This window comes from Photorhabdus hainanensis, assembly GCF_018448965.1.
Taxonomy (GTDB): Bacteria; Pseudomonadota; Gammaproteobacteria; order Enterobacterales; family Enterobacteriaceae; genus Photorhabdus; species Photorhabdus akhurstii.
Genome location: NZ_RCWD01000003.1, coordinates 45,458 through 70,019 on the forward strand (window position 1 = coordinate 45,458; position 24,562 = coordinate 70,019).

Consider the following 24,562-nt stretch of genomic DNA (forward strand, 5'->3'; position numbering starts at 1 on the left):
CGGAGAAAATCTTTTAATTTCCACTTAGTTTTCAATGTATATCTTAGCTATTTTCTCAAATAAAGAGCTTTTACTGACTTCCCTTAACCTTAATATATCATTGGTAAAAGAACGTAGGAAAATAGATGTGATATTTTGTTCCATAGCATTTATCTGTTTACCCTCTTTATCCATAGTCAAAATATTATAAATTAAGTTCTCTTTTGCAATCGTTTGACGAGGTGAATTACAAGGTGATACAAAATATAATAAATCATCTCCCCTCGGTTGAAGATAAATATGTTCATACTGACTATTCTGTTTAGGCGCTAAGTAATAGGGCAAAACTGTTTCAATCGGATTACATCCTCTATTTACTAAATTTTCATCTTCCAAAGCATATTCAATATTATCTATTTTCTGATTACCGATGATCCTGGGAATTCTATCCGAGTGATATCGGCTAAGAATAATTTCTTCAACATTATCAAATAAATAAAAAGAATCATTATAAAGACTTGATATTTTCTTCATAAATTCACATTTTTCCTCAAGGGCCGTCTTACTCTTTACAAGTGAATGTTCATTGATGAAAAGCGTTTTATTATGAATATTAACATCAACTATTGAAGCAAGTATTCCCTTATTTTTCTTATATTCTTCTGGAATCCTAATATATACAAGAGTTATCTTTAAATCTGGAAGGTCAATATTTTCAATTTTTTTCTCTTTGAAAACTCTTTCTTTTAGCCAAAGTTCAATCTTGATTTTTTGGATTTTTGTACGTATTTTATTGCTTAGTTTTTCCAGGCCGGTCTCCCTATCGTTTTCCACAATATTATCATCTAAATTTATGCCCTGAATAACTGTTTCACCTTGCGCTTCAAACCTATGGTGTTTTAATTCCGAATAGTAATCCAATTCAGCATCTTCTATTCCCTTTTCTCCAACATGCTTAAATGCATCCCATGTCGTGTTTTTAATTTCACCTTTGACCAATATACTGGTTTTAGCTCCACCATCCAATGAATTAAGAACCAAATAGTTTTTATTTTTATCCAATGCATTAAAATCTTTAGCAGAGGAATAAGTTAATTTTTTTAGTTCAAATACTTCCTTAATATCTTTTTCCAAAAACATTTTGGATTTACTATCAGCAGAATGCTTTGTAATTCTGGCATCTATTAATACCAGAGGATGTAATAAATTTTTATTAACCGTGATAAAGTCATGAAGGATATAATCAGCCTTAAAGTATCTTTCACTAAAAGAGATCTCAGCATGATTTAGTAGTTCTTTTATTTTTTGTATAATCAAATTTTGAACATAATTTTTACTATTTCGATATCCTTTCATGAATCGCATGAATTTTTTCTCAGAGTGTTCATTGGTATTGATATTATCTGTTACCTGAAAATTATTTTCTTTAGTTCTAAATAATAATTGAATTTCTTCTGTGTTGTATGAATCCACATTGTATGAGTCCATTTTTTTTTCAATTCTAAAAGCCTTTCTATGTAAATTTACAACTAACTCTTTTTGATAAGTGAAATAAAAACGCGGATAAAAAGAATCAATTATATTACCACGTTTTTCTGCTGATAAATAAATTCGTGAATTATAAAATTCAGGCTTTATTTTATAATTCTCTTCAAGCTCTTTTAGAAAAATTCTTTTAATATGCAATCCCACAATCGCAGAAAAAACATTGCATAAAAATTTGCTATTTTCTTCAAATTTATCAATAAACCCTTTTCTGTCATATTCCTGGTCGGAAAGATAAAAAAAGTGAACTGCTTTACTACTCCAAAAACTATCGTAAAACACTTTTTCTGATGGATTTAAATTTAATTTTTTCCTTATGATTTTTTGTATTTCCTTATCTACTTTAGCATAGAAGTCTTTGTCTCTTTCTCCCTTTTCTTTAACAAAGCTCTTTTGACCATGAGTAATATATAATCCACTCCCATCATCTACTTCAAATAGCTTCTCTATATTACCAGAAATACTCCCGTCAATGTCTAAAATATTAGTTTTAGCAACAGGAGAAACGCCAGAGCAATCCTTAGCAATATCAGCTAACTTTATCATTATCAATCACCTTGCAATAAATTTAAAATTTGTTTATTAATACGAACTTCTTTAACTAACTTACTTCCTGGACCTATACGAAAATCTTGGTCATAATCTTGCTTTTTATTTTCATACCCAAAGTACTCTTTAAATAAGTTAAGATAATAAATTTTACTATCCGGAGATATTTCTTGCTCAAGATTTAATGGATTATTTTCCATGCGAGTATTTAAATATACGAACTTAACTGATTCATATTTATTATCAATATAACTTAAAATAGTTTCAGCTTTTCCTTGAGCATTATTATGCGTTTTCAACGATTGATATCTTTTATCTAAAGTAGATGACCAATTCTTTGTATCAACACAAATTAAATGTTTATCCGCCTCAATATAAAAATCAAACAATTCATAAGCTTTTTTTCCTATTTTTTCACTCAATAATTTAGGATCTATTGGCTGACAATTATGTTGCCTATCTAAAAGTAGGGTAAATAAATACTCACCAATATTCCCTTTGAGCAATGGAATGAAAAAAGGATGTGGAATACAATCTTTAAACACATTCTTGCTTATAATTGCAATTTCTTTTAAAAGATGTGTGACATGTTCATCTTTTCTACCATCAATTCGATTACCAATACCTGAAAATATCCACTCTTTAGGATGATATATTGAATAACCATGTTCAATATCAGTTAACGTTACTATCCCATCTTCAAGATTTTTAATACTTAACTTCAACTGTGGAGTAGTAGATATATCAATATATAATGCATCAACCGCCTCCATCATTGCCTGGTATTTTTTGACATGGGGATTTGATTTCAGTCTTTTTACATAACTTGATGGCGATATCAAACTTTCAATAGATCTAAGATGTTCATTGAATATAATCGCTTCGGCATTATCTTTCCTTGCAACGGAGAGCACCTCTGGAACAAAATCTTCAAAAAACTCTTTAAGTAAAGCCGAATTTCTCGCTATTTTTTCCTCAAATAATTCTCTCTCTTCACATGATTTAAAACTACACATCATTCTTTCTTTTTCGCATAGCCGCATAAAATGATGATTTAATAAAGACATACTCTCTAATATCGGACGATTTTTTTTAACTCGAGTAAATTGATTAAACAGAACTATTCCATCCTCTACAGCACTATTTGGAATAAATATCTCTGTATTTATCTTCGTATCTTTACGCTCCACACGTCCAATAGCTTGCATTAAATCTTTTAGTTTAGAAATCATATGCTCACGCATTAAGAACCGGTAATCTTCACCACTTGATAAATTGATATCAAAATCCTTTAGAAATTTTTCCTCATCTGAATCAGAACATCGTTTCATTAACAACAGATAGTTTTGTAATGAGTGGAGTGTCCTATCATTTGTTTTTTCATCCTTAATGATTGCACTCCAGAATGGCGCACTCGTTAATACTAAACGCTCAAAATCTTCTTCAAATAAATCCCCACCTTCTTCTGGATAAGTAAGAAAATAATTTAACCCTGTACCGGCACTTTTATAAGAGGAGAGTAATACAACTTTCGTATTTTTATCCTTTACATGGATGAAGTCTCTAATATTACACTCTTTACGTAATTCCGCATCAAATAAAATCACACAGATCTTAGGTTTATTTGCAAAAGGTAAATACTCAAATATTTTCCATGAATTATGTACTTTTTTGATATTCTTGATTTTTACTTCTGATCTGGAAAAATATTTTTTCAATTTGCGCTGAAAACGATTACTCAATGCTAAACTCATCGTATGCTTACCTTGATAAGCAGCAAGGAGCATAGAACAAAGCTGGCGTTCGAACTCTATTTTTTGGTAGTTATTTAAACTCTTTTTAAAATTTTTATCCAAACCGTAAAGCTCGTTCCTAAGGAAATTAAATTTTATTTTAAAACTCTCATCAAAATCCTGGCAAAAATCAAATAAAGGAAGATCTGAATTAAATATACCAAAGTCGATAGTTCTCAGTTCCGCTCGTTTATCCCGCAGAGAAGCCAATAACGCAATATCAGTACCATTTCGCTCAATGATTTGAATAGCTAAGTTATTTGGTTTACCAGAGCAAAATCGTCGTAAGAAATTACGATTATATTGCCCTGAATAGGTTTCAGCAAAACCTGTCGTCGCACTGAGGCAAATTACGCTATTTCTTGTGTTATAGAGACTACGGAGCAAAGCCACTTCGGGCTGCTCTTTAATAAGATCAAGAGTAAAATTTATATACGTGAGATGACTTAATGTCTCGTCTTGAAACTCTAACTCTTTCATCCGTTCTATGGTAAATACAGTTTTAGACTGAAAATATGTATAAAAGTGAGAAATCAACATTTCTTCCGAAGCAGGATGATCAAACATTTGTTCCAGCTCATTCCTGATTTTTCCTGCTTTCTGTATAAATTTATACATCAAAAAGTTTTGACTACTATCCCCCGCCTGTTTAAGTGATTTCGCAAATTGTGAACGGCTGGAAATCTTCGCGGCAGCAGCCAATACTACCATCGCAAGTTGATAAGTATCGTGAAGAGAAGGATTTTTATCTCGATTATCCGTAGAATAATATAGTTGACAACCACTTCCTCTATGCACAAATTCAATTTTCACTTTCTTTAGTGATTCTTCATTAAAAAAACGTTTAGGAGAAAAACTAAATACATTTCTGGTAATATTAATGACTTGTTCAATATCATCACCCTTAATTTGAACAAAATCGATATTGCCAGAAAAAAGTTTAAGTAAAGACTCCAAGTTTTGTTCAATAGTACCTTCTAAAGATAGCTCGCAATTCTTTTCTAAATACGCCTTGATATCATGAATAAATTCATTTTTCTCAGAGAAAAAAGGTAAATATGACATCTTAGCAACATCAATATCTTTCACTTGTTGTAATAGACGGTAAGTTACCGCAAAAACATGAACAAGTTGTACTTTATTATCAATTAAATTCACACTACGCGAATTTGAAAAAATTCGGTAAGCCTCATGTTCTTCATCAATCACTAATGTAAAACTGATATTGTGTTTTCTAAAATAGTTTTCGTCGTCGATCTTAAAAAAATCTGTCTTTAAATGTTCAATTTGTTCTGCAACAGGGGATTCTAAAAAAGCACTTAATGTATTGTTTGTAAGTTTCTTTTTTCCACCAATTAAGTAATCAAAAGGTATCGATTTTACAATATATTTACCTCCCCTATTTATCCGTGGCATTTTAATCGGCTTGTCAAATTTGCTAGTCGTTGCTAGCAGAATACAGGGCGAAACCATCGCTGCCGCCATTGGTATACAATGAAAGATAATTTCTTTACGCAACAGTTCAATCTTGTTCTCTGCTCCCATAATAGCAGGTAGATTAACGGCCGACTCTTGTCGGTTTAAAGCAGCCTCAGATAACTCATCAATCACCCTCGTTAAGTTAGATTTATACTTTTTAAGCTGATCTTCATAATCCTGAATAAGATCAAAGTCATCACCTTGCTGTTTTTGTATTAGAATTTGCTTTTCAATACTCTCTATCGCTCTAACAATAATAGCTAAATTATTGGCTTTCGATGCTAGCGGTGAGCTTTTCGCTCTTTTTTCCCATGTTAAATAACGTTCTCTATTCTCAATAATCTTTCCATTGCAATCTTCAACCCAGTTTACAAAGTTCAAGTCTCTCAGATCTTCCTGGCTGTAAAGACCAAGAAATTCAATGCCTTTTTTCTTCGCCTTTTTAATCAGTTTCTTGTCAAAATCAATCTGTGCTTTCTGGGGAGTAACAAATAGAAAATTAGTAAAATCACTGTTTTTCGCATTAACAGCAACCGATTCAATGTAACGATTAAGTACTCCATAGCTCTTACCAAAACCCGTTCCGTCATTTGAAAACACCAGTTTCGGACTATTATTTTGATATACGTTATAAAGTTCAGATAATCTAGCTCTTAATGTATTAATGTCATCTTTCAAATGCTGTGGCGCTCTCTTATTTGCTAAGTAATTAGCAAGGCTAGATTGTTGTGACTTATGAACCATGCCATATGGCTGATATTCCCCATCTAAGAGAATAATCAATTTTTGGCGATACAATTCTTGTATAATGTTTCTTTTCGATCGATTTAATTGCTGAGAAAAGTGAGCAACAACGTCATTTACCAACCATCCCGCTCCAAAAAGTTGATTAGCTTCTAAAAACGCCTCTTTATCTCTCTTTGTTAACGTTTTATAAGATACACATAATGTAAAATCGTCTTTAGAAGCTGTTTTGTCCTTCATCGGCAAAGCGACTTTGCGTGCCTTATCTCTACTTCTTTGATATAGGAATCCCATCTTTGCAAGTTCAAACATAATAGCAATAGCTGTCGCTTCATCATGTTTAAGATCTTGTCTGATATCCTCCAAGATCTCAGCATGTTCATCAATAACACCGTCTAATCTCTTAAATAACTCCAATTTCCCATACGCAATATCAAAAAGTTTTTCTTTTAAGGTTTCAGACCACCTCATTCATGAAATCTCTTCTGTTTTATTTTTGCACGATCAAACTCTACACAAAATGCATATAACTTTCCAGAGTAAATACAGAGGACAGAAGAAAACAGGAGGATGTTATTTTAAAATCATAACAGAGTCTAAAAGTAAATAAGATGAAAATAGCTATCATCTTATTCATGGAATATCTTAAAAACCAGAATGCTTCTTAGATTAATAACTAAGTTATCGAAGTATAATTTGCTGATAAAAATCATCGTTTTTATTCTGATTAGCTCCTGATTGTAAATTAAATGGTTTCATTTACCTCACTCTTTAATAAGTCGGGAAATCTAAACGTCTATACTTCTTAACATCTAAAATAAAACTAATATATTACTTTTGGCTATATATGGTTGCTATTCATTCTTTCAAACAAATACATATACAGAGTTATCCTCCATAACTATCTGAATACAACGGATTATCTGGATATGATATGACCACATCACGCTCTGTTCTCGATATGATTGGCAATACCCCATTGCTGGAGTTAACGCATCTGAATACCGGTCCGTGTCAATTATTTATTAAGCTGGAGAATCAAAATCCCGGTGGCTCTATTAAAGATCGCGTCGCTCTTTCCATGATCGAGCAGGCGGAAAGACAAGGGTTACTTCAACCCGGTGGTACGATTATCGAAGCTACTGCCGGCAATACCGGCATTGGATTAGCGCTAGTCGCCGCTCTGAAAGGCTATAAATTGATTCTGGTCGTTCCAGATAAGATGAGCCGGGAGAAGGTGTTTCATCTGCGTGCACTGGGTACCGATGTACGTCTTACCCGTTCTGATGTCAGCAAAGGTCATCCAGAGTATTATCAAGATTACGCCCTACGTCTGGCGCGAGAGATCCCCGGTGCTTTTTATATCGATCAGTTCAACAACCCAGCTAACTCAGCAGCACACACGACCACTACCGGACCGGAAATCTGGCAGCAAATGGACCACAATGTCGATGCAGTGGTGATCGGTGTCGGGTCCGGCGGTACGCTTGGCGGCTTGAGTCACTATTTCGCTCAAGTTTCGCCGGAAACTGAGTTTGTTCTGGCAGACCCAAATGGTTCTATTCTGGTGGACTATATCGAACACGGTAAATATGGTGAAGCCGGAAGCTGGCAGGTAGAAGGCATCGGTGAAGATTTTGTCCCTCCTCTGGGCGATTTTAGTCGCGTGCGCCACGCATACCGTGTCAGCGATGCAGAAGCTTTTTCCAGCGCCCGTGATCTGTTATTAAAGGAAGGTGTGCTGGCAGGCTCTTCCAGCGGTACCTTGCTTGCCGCCGCGCTGCGCTACTGCCGTGCGCAGAGCACTCCCAAACGTGTGGTTACGCTAGCATGTGACAGTGGAAATAAGTATCTGTCAAAAATGTTTAACGATTATTGGATGCTAGAGCAGGGATTCCAATCTCGTGTGCCGCAGCACGATCTCAGCGACTATATTACTTATCGCTATCAGGATGGCGCTACGGTTTTTATATCGCCAGAAGATACGTTAAGAACCGCTCATACCCGCATGCGCTTATATGAAATTTCACAATTGCCGGTGCTGAAAGGAGAGCAAGTGGTCGGTATTATCGACGAGTGGGATTTGATGCATACCGTTCAGGCTGATCCACTCAATTTCAGCCTGCCCGTTAGTCACGCTATGACCCATCAGGTGAAAACTCTAGATAAGAACGCTTCTCTGCAACAATTGATGACAACTTTCGACGCCGGACATGTAGCGTTAATTGTCGATAATGGCCGTTTCCTTGGGCTGGTAACGCGCACAGATGTGCTGAATGCATGGCGTCAGCAACTTAATTGATTTTTAGGAATGATTCTATGACCAAGTTTGATACTAAAACTGTTCACGCTGGCTATACACCGGATCACACTGGCGCAGTAATGCCGGCAATTTATGCCACTTCGACTTACGCCCAATTCGCCCCCGGCCAACACACGGGTTATGAATATTCCCGCAGCGGCAATCCAACACGTGACGCACTAGAAAGCGCGATAGCCGAACTGGAAAACGGTAGCCGAGGCTACGCTTTTAGTTCAGGGCTGGCTGCCAGTTCCACGGTGCTAGAATTGTTGGATAAGGATAGCCATGTGGTGGCCGTCGATGATCTGTACGGCGGCACCTATCGGCTACTCGAAAGAGTACGTAGCCGCACCGCCGGTTTGCGTGTCACTTACGTGGAAGCCCATGATATTACCGGCCTTGAAGCAGCTATTCGTCCCGACACAAAAATGATTTGGGTAGAAACCCCCACCAATCCGTTGCTGAAACTGGCTGATCTGGCGGCTATCGCACAGATAGCGCAACGCCACGGTATTATTAGTGTGGCGGATAACACTTTCGCCTCGCCGTATCTCCAGCGCCCACTTGATCTGGGATTTGATATCGTTGTGCACTCCGCAACTAAATATTTGAACGGTCACTCTGATGTGATCGCAGGGCTGGCTGTCGTCGGAGAAAATGCAGAGCTAGCAGAAAAACTTGGTTTCCTGCAAAACTCTGTCGGCGGCGTGCTCGATCCATTTAGTAGTTTCCTGGTACTGCGCGGCATGCGGACACTCGCGCTGCGTATGCAGCGTCACATCGACAGTGCATCAAAGATCGCACACTGGCTGGAACAGCAGCCTCAGATTGAAACCGTCTTCTATCCCGGCCTAGTTTCCCATCCACAGCATGAACTGGCGAAACGTCAAATGAAGGGTTTTGGCGGTATGATTTCTGTTCACTTAAAAGGTGATGATGATTATGCCCGCCGGTTAATTCAAGAGCTAAAGCTATTTACATTGGCAGAAAGTCTGGGCGGAGTGGAGAGTCTGATCGGCCAACCATTTAGTATGACTCATGCGTCTATTCCATTAGAAAAACGCCTTGCTTCCGGGATTACACCACAGTTGATACGTATTTCTGTAGGTATAGAGGACGCAGAGGATCTCATCGCCGATTTAGCTCAGGCGTTGGAAAAAGCCTCTCAATAAGAGCAATGCCAGCCAATTTTTTTAACTGGCTGGCATTTAAATAAAAAGCGGCTCTTTTTATGCAATCAAAAGCAAATGTAGAACCAGAATTATTTATCACCCAACAGAACAGACTCCAGGGCAATTTCAATCATTTCATTGAAAGTTGTCTGGCGTTCCTCGGCGGTCAGTTTTTCATGAGTACGGATGTGGTCAGAAACGGTACAGATAGTCAGCGCTTTTGCGCCATATTCAGCCGCAACACCGTAAAAACCCGCGGCTTCCATTTCTACGCCCAGAATGCCATATTGTTCCATTACATCAAACAGTTGTGGATCAGGTGTATAGAACAGCTCTACCGAGAAGATGTTACCTACACGCACATTGATGTTTTTTGCTTTAGCAGCATCAACCGCGTTACGGACCAGATCGAAATCAGCAATTGCCGCAAAATCGTGATCTTTAAAACGTATACGGTTAACTTTGGAATCAGTACATGCCCCCATACCAATAATTACGTCACGCAATTGAACATCTTGACGTACTGAACCACAGGAACCGACACGGATGAGGACTTTAGCGCCGAAATCGGTGATCAGTTCTTTCGCATAGATAGAGCAGGATGGGATACCCATACCATGCCCCATCACAGAAATCGGGCGGCCTTTATAAGTACCGGTAAACCCCAACATGCCGCGTACGTCGTTTACCTGCCGTACATTTTCCAGAAAAGTTTCAGCAATATATTTCGCACGTAATGGATCGCCAGGCATCAGAACAACGTCTGCAAAATCACCCATCTCAGCATTAATATGAGGCGTGGCCATAATTAAATTCCTTATTTTTTTATTTAATGGTTATTTTAGTAATATATGGCTGCCCAAAAGCAGCCAGTAAGTAGGTTCAGAGCATTGATTTGCCATATTCCATTGGCGACAGTTCAAAGTATTCAGCGACTGTCTGTCCAATATCAGCAAAAGTTTCACGATGCCCTAATGAACCAGGTTGTACTTTTGGTCCATAAATCAGCACCGGAATGTGCTCACGAGTATGGTCAGTACCAGACCACGTTGGATCACAACCGTGGTCGGCAGTCAGGATTAAAATGTCATCATCTTTCACCAGTTTCAGCATTTCAGGCAGACGACGGTCAAACAGTTCCAATGCCGCCGCATAACCCGGAACATCACGACGATGACCATAAGAAGAGTCGAAATCGACAAAGTTAGTAAATACGATGGTGTTGTCACCCGCTTTTTCCATTTCCACCAGCGTCGCGTCAAATAGTGCATCGATGCCGGTCGCTTTTACTTTTTGCGTAATGCCGACATTCGCATAGATGTCGGCAATTTTACCGATAGAAACAACCTCGCCATTTTTCTCATCGACCAATTTTTTCAGTATGGTAGGAGCAGGCGGCTCTACAGCTAAGTCATGACGATTACCGGTACGCTGGAAGTTGCCCGCCTTGTCTCCAATAAATGGACGCGCAATAACCCGACCAATATTGTAATCACCATCAGTCAACTCTTCACGGGCGATTTCACACAGTTCATACAGGCGATCTAAACCGAAAGTCTCTTCGTGACAAGCAATCTGGAATACCGAGTCAGCAGAGGTATAGAAAATCGGTTTACCCGTTTTCATATGCTCTTCACCCAGTTTATCCAGAATAACCGTACCAGAAGAGTGGCAGTTACCGAGATAACCGGGCAGATTTGCGCGTTCTACCAGTTTATCCAACAATGCCTGCGGAAAGCTGTTCTCTTCATCTTTGAAGTAACCCCAGTCAAACAGCACCGGGACACCGGCAATTTCCCAGTGACCTGACGGTGTATCTTTACCGGAAGAGAGTTCACTGGCGTAAGCGTAAGCGCCAATAATGTCCGCGTCTTTATCCAAACCTACAGGGAAAGTTCCACAGGACTCCTCTGTCGCTTTGCCTAAACCTAAACGGCTTAAGTTCGGCAAATACAGAGGCCCCTTGCGACCGACATCAGCATCACCACGGGCGCACGCTTCCGCGATGTGCCCCAAAGTGTTAGATCCTTTATCACCAAATTTTTCGGCATCTTCACTGGCGCCAATGCCAAAAGAATCCAATACCATGATGAATGTTCGTTTCATAAATTTTCTCCTGCGTCAAATCACGCTAACAATGCGAAAATGCCACCATTTTCTAATAATAAGTATGGTTATTATTCGCCGATTTGGCGATAAACCATCGGTGTGGCTGGTTTGGCTTCTGTACCCAGAATGATAGCTTTACGTACTGCCTCTGCCGCTTCCTGCCATTCACTCTCATTGTTGGCATGAATAATAGCTAAGGGTGTACCTACATTAACTTCTGAACCCAGAGCAACAATATTACTCAGCCCCACGCTGTAATTAATGGGATCTGCGGCTTTACGGCGCCCTCCGCCAAGGGAAACTACTGACATCCCTAAAGCACGAGTATCCATAGACGTAATAAATCCATGCTGTTCAGCCAATACGGGTTTAGTGAAAACAGCGGTTGGCAAGTAGCTGTCGTAACGCGCGACGAAATCGGTCGGGCCTTGTTGTGCCGCGACCATGCGGCCAAAGATTTCGGCTGCTTTACCGTTATCTAAGACAGACTGGAGTTTATTGCGAGCGTCTTCACGGCCTGTTGCCAAATGACCGGATACCAACATTTCAACACCTAGCGCCATTGTCACTTCGAGTAAACGTGGATTGCGATTTTCCCCCGTTAGAAATCGAACAGCTTCACGAACTTCAAGCGCATTACCCGCGCTGGATGCCAGAACCTGATTCATATCCGTCAACAGCGCGGTAGTTTTACAACCCGCGCCGTTAGCCACGCTAACAATTGATTCCGCCAGTTGCTGTGACGCTTCATACGTTGACATAAACGCACCAGAGCCAACTTTGACATCCATTACCAGTGCGTCCAGACCCTCAGCCAGTTTTTTGCCAAGGATAGAGGCGGTGATCAAGGGAATAGAATCCACCGTCGCGGTAATATCGCGAGTTGCATAGAAGCGTTTATCTGCCGGCGCCAATGAATTAGTCTGGCCGATAATCGCCACGCCAATATCCTGAACAATGTTACGAAAACGCCGCTCATCAGGAAAAATATCAAACCCCGGAATCGCTTCCAGCTTGTCCAGCGTTCCCCCGGTATGGCCTAAACCACGGCCGGAAATCATCGGAACATAACCGCCGCAGGCCGCCACCATCGGGCCAAGCATCAGAGAGGTCACATCACCAACACCGCCGGTCGAATGTTTATCTACAATCGGGCCGTTCAGATTCAGACTTTGCCAGTTCAACACGGTACCGGAGTCACGCATAGCCAGCGTCAGGGCGATACGTTCTTCCTTCACCATATCCTGAAAGTGGATAACCATCGCCAACGCGGCAATTTGTCCTTCGGAAACGGTATTGTCACGCACGCCATTGATGAAGAAGCGGATCTCTTCTTCACTCAGTGGATACCCATCACGTTTTTTACGGATAATTTCCTGTGCCAGAAACAAAGCATTCTCCTAATCATTGTCAAAATCGGGAAAAATTCAGCGGTTACACACCAACCGACGCAGTACACGATTCTCAGTAATTACTGCTTTGCTCTTGATTCTGATGCCCCAGAGTGGTTAGCAAACTGCCCAACAAGCTGGAAGCCCCAAACCGGAAATGACGGGCATCAGCCCATTTTTCACCCATAATATGATCAGCTAATGCCAGATATTGTGCAGCCTCTTCCGCAGTACGCACGCCACCAGCCGGTTTGAAACCAACTGTTTCACCCACGCCCATCTCATGAATCACCTTCATCATGATTTCAGCGCTTGCCAGAGTGGCGTTAACCGGCACTTTACCCGTAGACGTTTTGATAAAATCAGCACCCGCGTTGATTGAAATTTCAGACGCCTTACGGATCAGGGATGCTTCTTTCAGCTCACCGGTTTCAATAATAACTTTTAGCAACACACCCGCTTTTGCGCAGGCGGCTTTACACGCTTTTACCATGTCAAAACCGACTTGTTCATTACCGGCCATCAATGCACGGTATGGGAAAACCACATCGACTTCATCAGCGCCATAAGCGATAGCCGCTTGGGTTTCGGCTAAAGCGATATCAATATCGTCATTACCGTGTGGGAAGTTTGTCACTGTTGCAATGCGGATTTCAGGTGTGCCCTGTTCACGTAATACCTTACGCGCCAAAGGAATAAAACGAGGATAAATACAGATAGCCGCGGTATTACCCACCGGGCTTTTCGCCTGATGGCAAAGCGCCGTCACTTTTTCATCGGTATCATTATCATTGAGTGTCGTTAAATCCATCAAACTCAGCGCACGCTGCGCTGCTGCGGTTAAATCGGTCATAAAACTCTCCAACGTTATTATCGCGGCTAGCTTTTGCTAGAGCCACACATGCTGTTAAACGATTGTTTGTTGGCGAGCGGACTTGGTTCCATAAAGATGTCGCGATGGTATGCCTACAGCGACGATTGAACTCCTTTTCACCGCACTATGCTCTCTTCGGCTTATGGTCCTTAATGCGAGCCTCGCCTTGACTCCTTGAAATTTGGCATATCTTATATTTGAACATTTCAACGTTCAAAAAATTGTGCCAAAAATCACACTAATTACATGTAATTTGCAAGATAATAATTTCAAATGTGATTTTTATCACATTAAACTATGTTTATCATGGGATTTACCGGCAAATCCAACTTGCTTATCATCAAATAATACACGACAAAAAATATAACTCACGAATTAAGGATAAACCGGTAGGAAAATAGATTGCAGGCGGGATTATCCCACCTGCCTATTTCAACAACGTTACAGAGCCAGGAAGAAACCTGCAATCGTTGCACTCATTAAGTTGGAGAGTGTACCCGCTATAATGGCTTTCATCCCCAAACGAGCGACATCACCGCGACGGTTCGGCGCCATACCGCCCAGACCACCAAGCAGGATAGCAACGGAAGAAAGGTTAGCGAAACCACACAATGCGAAGGAGATAATCGCTTTGGTGTGATCTGACAGCACCTGCAAGCCAGCAGCCGCAACCACATCATCCGGTTTCAAATATTCACCGAAATTCATAAAGGCAACAAATTCGTTCACAACCAGTTTTTGACCGATGAAAGAACCCGCAACGGTTGCTTCATTCCACGGAACACCAATCAGGTAAGCAATCGGCGCACAAATCCAACCCAACATCAGTTCAAGAGAAAGTTGTGGATATTTAAACAAACCACCGATACCACCGAGAATACCATTTAACAATGCAATCAGGGCCACAAACGCCAACAACATTGCACCGACGTTCAATGCCAATTGCATACCAGAAGCGGCGCCAGAGGCGGCAGCATCGATGATGTTAGCAGGACGTTCCTCTTCCGAAACCAGAGACATTGCATCAACGGTATCAGATGTTTTTTCAGTTTCAGGCACCATCAATTTAGCGAACAACAGGCCGCCTGGCGCCGCCATAAAGGAAGCCGCAATCAGATATTCCAAAGGAACACCCATTGATGCATAACCCGCCAATACCGAGCCTGCAACGGATGCCAGACCACCACACATTACCGCAAACAGTTCAGATTGAGTCATGGTAGCAATATAAGGGCGAACAACCAGCGGCGCCTCAGTTTGGCCCACGAAAATATTGGCTGTCGCAGACAAAGATTCTGTACGTGAAGTGCCGAGAATTTTTTGCAGACCACCGCCCAATATTTTGATAACTAGCTGCATAACGCCAATGTAGTACAACACAGCGATCAATGAAGAGAAGAAAACAATAATAGGCAGTACACGCAGGGCGAAAACAAATCCCCCGCCACCAAACAGTTCAAACATTTTGGGGGAAACTAATCCACCAAAAATAAAATCCATTCCTTTCTGACCATACTGGATAACACTGGAAACTCCCTCAGACATCCCTATTAATATCTTCTTACCTGCGGGAACATAAAGTACGAAAGCACCGATAGCGACCTGAATCAAAAAGGCGCCAAGGACAGTACGAAGTTTAATAGCACGATAATTACTGGAAAAGAGTACTGCGATCAAGATCAGCACTGCCATCCCGACCAGGCTCATAAGGAGTTGCATTGGAAGAATCCCTGTTCACTTAATAATAAATTAAATATGCCAGTTGAACGTAAATCATTCACTGACGATGAGTCGGCGCTGATTATACTCAGTCATCGGAATGAACAAGCTATTGACATCACAAATATCTACTGGAAAAAGCAATAAAAAAATTATAAATGTGATACAAGTCACATAAATTACAAAAATAATCTGCAATAGATAATCTAATCTCGGAATGGCAAAATAATCGACAATTAAGAAATAATTATCAGGTAAGCGCAATTAAAGTATAGTCGTTATGAGCCGCAGACAACAACTCTGCCATATATATTCACATCCATAGATAAGCAGACACAGCAATGTTTCAAGATAAATCTAAGAAAAGAAGCCCATATTTAAATTACGAGTGATTCTTCTATAGAGATAACAATTTATTTTTTTGAATAACAATCAAACGGTTGTATAAAAACAATTAATTCAATATCTTTAGGTAAGTGAAAATAATGAAAGTTACTATTTTAGAAGAGCGCTTGAGAGCGTTTTTAAAACAGCGACTCGCAAACTCTAATGATAATGCTCATGATATTGGGCATCTGATCCGTGTCGCAAATAATGCGAAAAGAATCATGGAGAAAGAGGGCGGTGAGCCTTTAATTATCATTGCCTCAAGTTACTTACATGACATCGTGTCATTACCAAAGAATCATCCAGAGAAAAAACAATCTTCAAAACTGGCAGCACAGGAAGCCGCCAGAATTCTGTCTACTGAATTTCCAGAGTTCCCAAAAGAACTTTATGATGCGGTAAAACATGCCATTCTAACCCATAGCTATAGCGCAGCCTTAACTCCAGAAACAATAGAAGCGAAGATACTCCAAGATGCAGACCGATTAGATGCGCTAGGAGCCATCGGACTCGCCAGAGTATTTTATGTAGCAGGTATGCTCGGCCACGGGCTTTTTCACCATGATGATCCTTTTGCATTTAATCGCCCGTTGGATGATAAATCCTATGCAATCGATCATTTTCAGACAAAACTATTGAAGCTCCCTGAAAAGATGAACACCACCGAAGGCAAGAAGATCGCACAATCGAATGCCCAATATCTGGTTGATTTTTTGAGCAAACTCTCAAGCGAAATTAAAGGCGATTTGATTTAATGGATTAATTTTTTAATCAATATTTCTATCGCCCTTGTGTGAATAAGTTATCTGCCATGAAATCGACAAAAGCTTTGACTTTGGGGAGTACCCAGCGGTTAGATGGCCATAGGACACGGAAAGTACTCGAAGTATCAGACCATTTATCCAACACGGCCAACAATGTACCGTTGGCTAATGCTTGTTTAACGGTAAAATCAGGCAAACAGGCGATGCCGTGACCTTGAAGTGTCATGTAAAGTAGTGTTTCGACATGATTGCAGGTCATCTTTGCTTGAAGATGTATATCTACCCCGGATGCTCCTAAGCATAGCGGCCATTTTTCCAAAAGATTGGTTGTTGGAAACCGGTGCATCAAGCATGCATGATGGAGTAAATCTTTAGGTTGTGATGGCTTACCATATTGTGCAAAGTAACTGGGAGCGCCAACGTATAAAAAACGGCTAGATCCGATACGTTTGTTCATCAGTCGTGAATCATTGAGTTCTCCTGTTCGCACCACGGCATCAAACCCTTCATCAATGACATCCACAAGTCGATCACTAAAGTCCAAATCTAATTCTATTTGTGGATAACGCATAGTAAAGGCTGACAATACAGGTAGCATCAAGCTGCTGACTAGCGGCAGACTCACCCGCAAACGGCCTTGAGGCGCAGAGATAGAACTCAATAATTCGTTTTCCGCCGAGGTGATTTCGTCCAAGATGCGTTTGCAACGTTCAAGGAATAGAGTGCCTTCTGTCGTTAAACTGACGCTACGAGTGCTGCGTTGGAGCAAGCGTACACCTAACTTCTCTTCTAACCGGGAGATGCTTTTACTGATGGACGAAGGGGATAGCCCAAGTTGATTGGCTACGGCGGTGAAGCTACGAGCTTCGGCTACACGAATGAAAATCATGAATCTACTCAAACTATTCATCTGGGTTTCCTGGGCTTTTTTACATCACGATTAATGACAAAATAGTCACTTCAGAAATGATTATAGGCCTATTTATCTGCCATTAGTGAATCTGTAGTATGAAATAAAATACATCTTGCTCTAGCTGCTATACAGCGACAAGCCATACGTACTCAGGGCAGAAAATCGAAATGGTGATGAAATCTCAAATAAATATTGGATCAAGCGCAAATAAAGCGCCGCTGGTCTTGACTGCCTGTCTTACCGCCGCTGTGATTCCTTTGAGCATCGCAGGACCTGCCGTCGTGGTGCCTTCGATCAACAAAGCCCTTGGTGGAAGCGCGGTGGAACTCAGTTGGGTAATTAACGCTTACATTCTTACTTACGGCAGTGCGACAATGGCTGCGGGTAGTTTAGCCGATACTCATGGACGCAAGAAACTCTGGCTATTCGGTTTATTTCTCTTTGCTGTTGTTACTGCGGCGATACCTTATATGCCATCCGTTTTTTGGGTTGATATTTTACGGCTCATACAGGGATTGGGAGCGGCGGCGGCCTTTGCCGGTTCAATGGCAGCGTTGACTCAGGAATTTGAGGGCCATCAACGTACACGCATTTTCAGCCTGATTGGCACAACATTTGGGGCTGGAGCGGCTTTTGGTCCTTTTTTGGCCGGGCTGCTTATTGATTCGTTAGGATGGCCTTGGGTTTTTTGGCTGCCTGCTTTAGTGGCATTAGTCGCCAGTATATTAGTGAGTATTTATGCACGAGAAACACGCGATCCCGACGCAGAAGGGTTAGATTGGCCCGGCGCGATAACATTTACCTCATCTTTAGCGGCCTTCACTTATGGGATCATTCTGGCTCCCGAAAAAGGATGGGGAGACAGTACGGTGCTTGCGACACTGATCTGTTCCGTTATTATTTTCATCATATTTATTATTATTGAACGACAACGTTCAAGGCCCATGTTAGATCTCTCGTTATTTGCCAATGCCCGCTTTGTCGGTGTGCAGCTTCTCGCCATCGCGCCAGCGTATGCTTATGTTGTCTTGCTCGTTATATTGCCGGCACGTTTTATTGGTGTCGAAGGGTACAGCGCATTCGAAGCGGGCCAAATGATGATTACCTTGTCCGCACCCTTGCTAATAGTCCCCTTTATCGCCGGTCAATTAGCTCGCTGGATTAATGTCGGCATCATTTCAGGTATGGGACTTATCATCGCTGCTGGCGGCTTATTCTGGTTAGGTTATGGGATTTCTGGCGATACGACGGCTGAAAGATTATGGCCAATGTTGGTTATCGGCATCGGGATTGGCCTGCCTTGGGGATTGATGGACGGTTTGGCGGTGAGTGTCGTACCTAAAGAACGAGCGGGTATGGCGACTGGGATTTTCAATGCTGTCCGTTTAGCCGGAGATGGTATCGCCTTAGCGGTGGTAGGGGCTGTTCTCTCTGCTCGTATATCTTCGGGGTTAAGTACATTAAGCAATATTCCGGCTGATATTTTATCTGAAATATCCACACGGCTTGCAATGAGCGATTTAAGTAATGCTGTCGCCATTTTCCCTTCATTAGATAAATCATTGCTCCATAAGGTATACGAAGAAGCATTTCGATATCAATTCATTGCACTTGCCGTAGCGGCGGCAATTACCGCAATGTTAGTGTTTATTTTATTGGGTAAAGTAAAATCCCACAGTGAAAGTAAATAGAAAAAAGAGTTGATTCACCGTAAATGGTTTTTCTATTCGCTGAGTATATTAATGAATGATCGCTTTTTTACAGAATGAAAGCGAATAGTGATAAAACCAAAATAATTGATAATAATAAAATTGCTGAATATTCATTATTCTATAACTTGAGAAACTTTCTTTTATCATCAGGAGAAATGCCGACATTATCTATTACCCTTGAAAACAGAGTGAATTTTTCCCACACACTTTCCCACATTGGAAAAATAACAAACAACACATTCAGGAGAATATAATTACACACCTTTATGACATTATTAAATAAAAATTTAAAATTTGGGTGTTTATCGACATGAAAAAAACCGAAGATATGATAACAATTTATTACCATTTATTAAAAAAATTACCAATTGAAGAAATTATATTATATTTTACGAGGGATTTTTAATATGAGCAAAAATATCGTTAGCGTACCAAAGGAGGCAGTGAGTATCGCGTCTGGAAATTTTGAAACGCCTGAAATGATTGCCAAAAGAGCGTCTATAAGATTAAGCAGTCCAGGCAAAGAGTACAATTCTAAGCGTGAAGATTTAAATGGACCGGTCATTTGGTTTGATACTGCAAAATTGTCAGCCCAGAGGCCAGACGATACTATTTTCATCAGGGTCATAAATTCTCTTTATAGTGGTATAGTTTTATATCCAAATAATATTTCAACTTTCATTAATGCAATACCCAAAAGAATGCAAATAGTTCTGAAAGTGAAAACCCATGAAGAGCTAAATAAATTTAAAGAGAGCGAGCATTTCGCTTTATTTAAATCTTCTGATACCAACTCAAATAAATGTATTTGCTCCAATGATATAGCTACTTTGAAGAAACTTAAAGCAGAGTCTATTGCGACTTGCTATGAAAGTTATGTTGATGATCAAGATAGTCTGCTTAAAACAATCAATGAAGGAATGGAATTCAATTTTCTTTGGATTCTTTTCCGTGATCCAACAAATATTCCTCTTGAGCTGGTCATTGCATCATTACAATCTACCGGGACTATTTTATTAAAAGAAATTAGTCATCCTGATGATGTCGATGATGCAATAGTCTCTTATGGTGTTATGGAATATGGCGCTGAAGGCGTTATTTTCTCACCCAATAAACATGATGTTATGAGCGACTTTATCGATCGTTTATCATATAACAAAAAAGAATCACTGCAACTACAAGTCGGAATCATTACAGAAAGTCGCCCTGTCGGTATGGGATATCGAGCTTGTATCGATACATCCACATTATTCAGCGAGAACGAAGGCATGCTGGTAGGCAGTACCTCCCAAGGCGCCCTATTGTGCTGCCCGGAAGTATTCTTTCTGCCCTATATGGAACTGAGACCATTCCGTATTAATGCCGGAGCGATACACTCCTATGTATATAACTTCAATAACCGAACCGATTATATGAGCGAGTTAAAAGCCGGCTCATCGGTAATGGCAGTCAACTCAAAGGGGGAAGTACGGCATATAACGGTTGGCCGCGTAAAAATAGAGCAACGCCCTCTTCGGTTAATTGAAGCAGAGTTTCCAGGGAAAAAACGGGTGAATGTTTTGATGCAAGATGATTGGCATGTGAGAATTTTCTCTAGCGAAGCAAAACCTTTAAACATCTCTGAACTTAAACCTGGAGACAAGGTGCTTGGTTATATTACAGAGCCTGGTCGTCATGTTGGCATTAAAATTAACGAATCTATTATTGAAAAGTAGGTGATGATTATGGGATACGTCGGAAGAAAATTACGAGAAAGCAGATTGTTATTTCCCAAATCAAACCGAGGATTAATAGTGCCGATTGATCATGGGTTAACTATGGGGCCTATCTCTGGTTTACAAAGTGTCTATGCGGTTGAGTCGTGGATCAATAGCAACTATGTGAGCGCTGTTTTGGCCCATAAAGGGATATTGGAAAAGCTCATTCTGCGTGGAATGTTACGCCCTTCAACAGGTATTATTCTTCATATGAGCGGCATGCCAACAATATCAGAATCACCGGACACGAAAATATTAGTGGCGAGTATAGAGGCTGCTCTCCAACTTGGTGTCGATGCCGTTTCTATACAGGTAAATTTCACTGAAACAAATTTCGAACACAATTTATCTGTATTAGGATCTGTCACAGACATCGCGCATGAAGCCGGGCTGCCTGTACTCACAATGCTATATGATAAAGTTGTTTCCGAATCGTCAGAAATAAAGATGGAAAGGCTTCACCATCTGATAAGAATTGTCACAGAACTGGGATCTGACGCAATAAAAATAGGTTTCCCTGACTCGGAGTCCGCTATTACAGAAATCGTGGACCTTCATGGTTCTGATATTAAAATTTTCTTCGCCGGGGGAGAAAAAACGTCTGACGAAATACTGATTAATAGTACCAAAGCGGCTATTTCGGCCGGAGCTTGCGGATTATGTGTTGGCAGAAATATTTTTCAAAATCTCAACCCACAATCCCTGCTTCACCATTTATATGAATGTATATACCCAATGGATTTCAAGATGGATCGCGACGGCAAGGGAGCGAATCCCCGGGAGCATAGATAACTATGTGACCGGGGTGAGCGAGTGCAGCCAACAAAGAGGCAACTTGAAAGATGACGGGTATAAATTCAGAGTCAATATCTTTGGCTTAATAAAAGCCTATATATCATAGATTTCATGCAGTTGAATATGACTAAAAGGGTTTATCATGGAACTCGCTATCAATACTCAAAACGAACCTAAAAAAGAAACAGGTTATTCTTTATCACCATTATGGGAAGACATTTTTTCTAAAGAGCTATTGGAAGAAATTAATACCAATGTATTTTTGGTGACTTGCCGCTCCGGGAAAGCCAGCCAGAATTTACTCAGAAAATTCATGATCCAGCACCAGTACTATTCACAATATTTCACCCGATATCTGTGCTCGCTGATGGGAAACTTAGTTGATCAAAATGATTTTACGCTCCTTTCTCATAATTTGCTGGAAGAGCTAACAGGAACCGATGCTGCAAAGATATCTCACGTAGAGTTATATAAAAAGGCGATGGCGGCGATTAATGCGGTTCCTAAAAGTTATCCAATTCTTAAAAGTACTCAGCAATTGATTAATATTATGTTTGAGCACTGCCGAAGTGATAATTCTTTAAGGGGACTCGCTGCTCTGTGCTTAGGCGCTGAGGCAATCGTACCTTTAATTTATGGTCCAGTTTTAGATGCATTACGAGCAATGAAAGCGCCTGATGACGCATTGCATTTCTTCAAAATCCATGTTGAGGAGGATGAAGAGCATGCCATAGTAATGAGGAAAATTATTGATCGCATGATTGCAGGAAATCCTCACGGCAAGGCAGAAGTTATGGCTTTTGGTGAAGCAGTAATACATTCTCGGATGGCGATGCTAAATGAGATATATCAAAGTAGCGTCGGGGTAAATTCGAACGTAACGACCCTTTTATCTGAACGTGATTTAGTCTGTTTGCGTAATGATAACATGTTAGGTAGCGGTAATTTTCTTGACCGCTGTTTATCGCTAAGTAGTACCCCGACTGTGGATTTTATTTTTACAGATAAACCTATAACCATTGCCAGTCAACGTAATATCCAACAATTCAGCCTGGATACCTTGGCAAGTATTAGACGTGAGCTTGCGGGTTGGTATTTGGCTAATGGGATTAAAACCGGGGATGTCGTTGCTGTTTGTGTGCAAGATGGAATTGGTCCATTTCTGCATTACATTGCAATCACGAGTATCGGCGCTACAATCGCGTTAATTAATCCGGCGATGCCGTCAGATATTGGCATCTCTTATATCAAAGAGAACGGTTTTAATAAACTCGTCACCGATGAATCTTCTCTTAATCATAATTCACTGATAAAGAGTTTACGGAATGCCGGTGATATATGTGAAATTCTCAATGTTTCAAATTTCAATACCGAGGTGGAATATAATTTGCCTTCTTGGTGGCCGTATATTCCCGTGGATACAACATTACTGATGTTGAGCCATACTTCTGGTACGACAGGCGTTCCTAAAGCGGTAAAATTTGAACATCGTCAATTTTTTATGGGAAAACGCGCAAGACTTGGGCGTTTTGTCGAATCACCAGATGAGCGTTTGCTGACCGTTTTGCCGCAGTCGCACTCCTCTGCTATCAGCCATCTTGAAACGGCTATATTGCATGGTCTCCCAACTTATGTCCTCAGTAGCCAGGAAGGGGAATCGGTAAGAAAAGCGATAAAAGATTTTTCGCCTACGACGGTTGTTGCATTTCCCAAAAGCTACGTTTCTTTGCTGGAACGCGAGGTATCGTATGCTGAATTCCCGTCAATACGGCGCTGGTTTAGCATGGGGGATGCCGCCCATCAGAGTCACATTAGCCGTTTACTGGCGGGTTCGCCGGGTGCGCGTTTTATCGATGCGTTTGGCAGTTCGGAGCTTGGTATGGCTCTGTTTCAAAGTGTATCCACGGCTGATCGAATTGCACCGTCTCGTTCAATTGGGCGTCCTGTTGATATCGTTACGGCCAAAATAGTGGACATGGCTTCCGGTGATGAAATGCCGCAGGGAAGTGTCGGAGCGCTCGCGGTGTGTTCACCAACAATTACTTCTGGCTATTGGAAACAGAACCAAAAAACCGCTGATACATGGCGAAATGGATATTTCTTGACCGGAGATATCGGATATTGCAAAGACAATGTTTTTTATCAAATTGATCGTGTGGTTGATGTTGTTCATACCCCTGACGGCTCGCTGTATACCCTTCAACTGGAAGAGACGATACAGACAATCGAAAGTGTATATGATGCAACAATTATAGGATTAAATTTACCTTATGCTGAAAATGGAAAAATAACATTACTTGCCTTGATTCTATTGAGTAAGAAATTAACTGAGGATGTCGATATTGTTGCAGAAAAAATTCTTCAACTCATGCAGGAAAAGAATGGAATAGAGAACTCTATTGGAGAATATATTGTTATTGTTGTTAACAGTTTCGATCAGATTCCCCTTGGCGTAACCGGTAAAGTTTTGAAACGCAGATTAAGGGATCTTCTGCCCAATATTCTTGAGAAATATAAAACAAGTAGAGAAATTCCAAAAGGAATTCTAGCAATCACTCGCTATATACCCACTAATTAA

The 24,562-nt window shown here is 40.6% G+C and carries 15 protein-coding genes; 7 read left to right on the forward strand and 8 right to left on the reverse strand.

The window, feature by feature from the left end:
• Positions 1-24 precede the first annotated feature (24 nt).
• Together EAE92_RS02765 and EAE92_RS02770 are read right to left on the reverse strand one after the other, a co-directional pair.
• Positions 25-2,070, reverse strand: a complete 2,046-nt coding sequence (locus tag EAE92_RS02765) for a hypothetical protein (protein ID WP_214066960.1) — start codon at positions 2,068-2,070, stop codon at positions 25-27.
• 2 nt (positions 2,071-2,072) lie between these two features.
• Positions 2,073-6,560 (reverse strand): hypothetical protein, encoded by a 4,488-nt coding sequence (locus EAE92_RS02770; RefSeq protein WP_214066961.1) that lies wholly within the window; start codon positions 6,558-6,560, stop codon positions 2,073-2,075.
• A 463-nt stretch (positions 6,561-7,023) separates the two neighbouring features.
• Here EAE92_RS02770 and EAE92_RS02775 point away from each other — a divergent pair, with 463 nt between their 5' ends.
• The gene (locus tag EAE92_RS02775) at positions 7,024-8,391 is read left to right on the forward strand and encodes a pyridoxal-phosphate dependent enzyme (RefSeq protein ID WP_214066962.1); all 1,368 of its coding nucleotides are present in this window, start codon (positions 7,024-7,026) and stop codon (positions 8,389-8,391) included.
• Between the two features lie 17 nt (positions 8,392-8,408).
• A complete protein-coding gene (locus EAE92_RS02780; protein ID WP_214066963.1) occupies positions 8,409-9,563 on the forward strand; it encodes a trans-sulfuration enzyme family protein in 1,155 nt (384 codons plus the stop codon).
• 89 nt (positions 9,564-9,652) lie between these two features.
• Here EAE92_RS02780 and deoD read toward each other — a convergent pair whose 3' ends face one another.
• The 5 genes from deoD to EAE92_RS02805 form a co-directional block, all read right to left on the reverse strand.
• Entirely contained in the window at positions 9,653-10,369 is a 717-nt protein-coding gene (gene deoD / locus EAE92_RS02785) for a purine-nucleoside phosphorylase (protein WP_036811781.1), read from the reverse strand.
• A 76-nt stretch (positions 10,370-10,445) separates the two neighbouring features.
• Complete coding sequence (deoB, locus tag EAE92_RS02790; RefSeq protein WP_214066964.1) at positions 10,446-11,669, reverse strand: phosphopentomutase; 1,224 nt, start codon at positions 11,667-11,669, stop codon at positions 10,446-10,448.
• A 71-nt stretch (positions 11,670-11,740) separates the two neighbouring features.
• Positions 11,741-13,063, reverse strand: coding sequence for a thymidine phosphorylase (gene deoA, locus EAE92_RS02795; protein WP_214066965.1), 1,323 nt, complete (start codon positions 13,061-13,063; stop codon positions 11,741-11,743).
• Positions 13,064-13,136: 73 nt separating this feature from the next.
• A complete protein-coding gene (deoC, locus tag EAE92_RS02800; RefSeq protein ID WP_214066966.1) occupies positions 13,137-13,916 on the reverse strand; it encodes a deoxyribose-phosphate aldolase in 780 nt (259 codons plus the stop codon).
• A gap of 462 nt (positions 13,917-14,378) precedes the next feature.
• Positions 14,379-15,644, reverse strand: coding sequence for a NupC/NupG family nucleoside CNT transporter (locus tag EAE92_RS02805; RefSeq protein WP_181150245.1), 1,266 nt, complete (start codon positions 15,642-15,644; stop codon positions 14,379-14,381).
• A 497-nt stretch (positions 15,645-16,141) separates the two neighbouring features.
• On the opposite strand from EAE92_RS02805, the gene EAE92_RS02810 reads away from it, so the two are divergent.
• Entirely contained in the window at positions 16,142-16,798 is a 657-nt protein-coding gene (locus EAE92_RS02810; RefSeq protein WP_214066967.1) for a phosphohydrolase, read from the forward strand.
• A 25-nt stretch (positions 16,799-16,823) separates the two neighbouring features.
• Here EAE92_RS02810 and EAE92_RS02815 read toward each other — a convergent pair whose 3' ends face one another.
• Positions 16,824-17,717 carry a LysR family transcriptional regulator gene (locus EAE92_RS02815; protein ID WP_214066968.1) on the reverse strand — a complete coding sequence of 298 codons (894 nt, stop codon included), beginning with the start codon at positions 17,715-17,717 and terminating at the stop codon, positions 16,824-16,826.
• Positions 17,718-17,893: 176 nt separating this feature from the next.
• Here EAE92_RS02815 and EAE92_RS02820 point away from each other — a divergent pair, with 176 nt between their 5' ends.
• From EAE92_RS02820 to EAE92_RS02835, 4 genes are all read left to right on the forward strand, one after another.
• Positions 17,894-19,411: an MFS transporter gene (locus EAE92_RS02820; protein WP_246544981.1), complete on the forward strand. Its 1,518-nt coding sequence runs from the start codon at positions 17,894-17,896 to the stop codon at positions 19,409-19,411.
• 428 nt (positions 19,412-19,839) lie between these two features.
• On the forward strand, positions 19,840-21,147 hold the full coding sequence (locus EAE92_RS02825; protein WP_214066970.1) for a 3-dehydroquinate synthase II domain-containing protein: 1,308 nt from the start codon (positions 19,840-19,842) through the stop codon (positions 21,145-21,147).
• 9 nt (positions 21,148-21,156) lie between these two features.
• Positions 21,157-21,981, forward strand: a complete 825-nt coding sequence (locus tag EAE92_RS02830; protein WP_214066971.1) for a class I fructose-bisphosphate aldolase — start codon at positions 21,157-21,159, stop codon at positions 21,979-21,981.
• A 145-nt stretch (positions 21,982-22,126) separates the two neighbouring features.
• Positions 22,127-24,562, forward strand: a complete 2,436-nt coding sequence (locus EAE92_RS02835; RefSeq protein ID WP_052739646.1) for an AMP-binding protein — start codon at positions 22,127-22,129, stop codon at positions 24,560-24,562.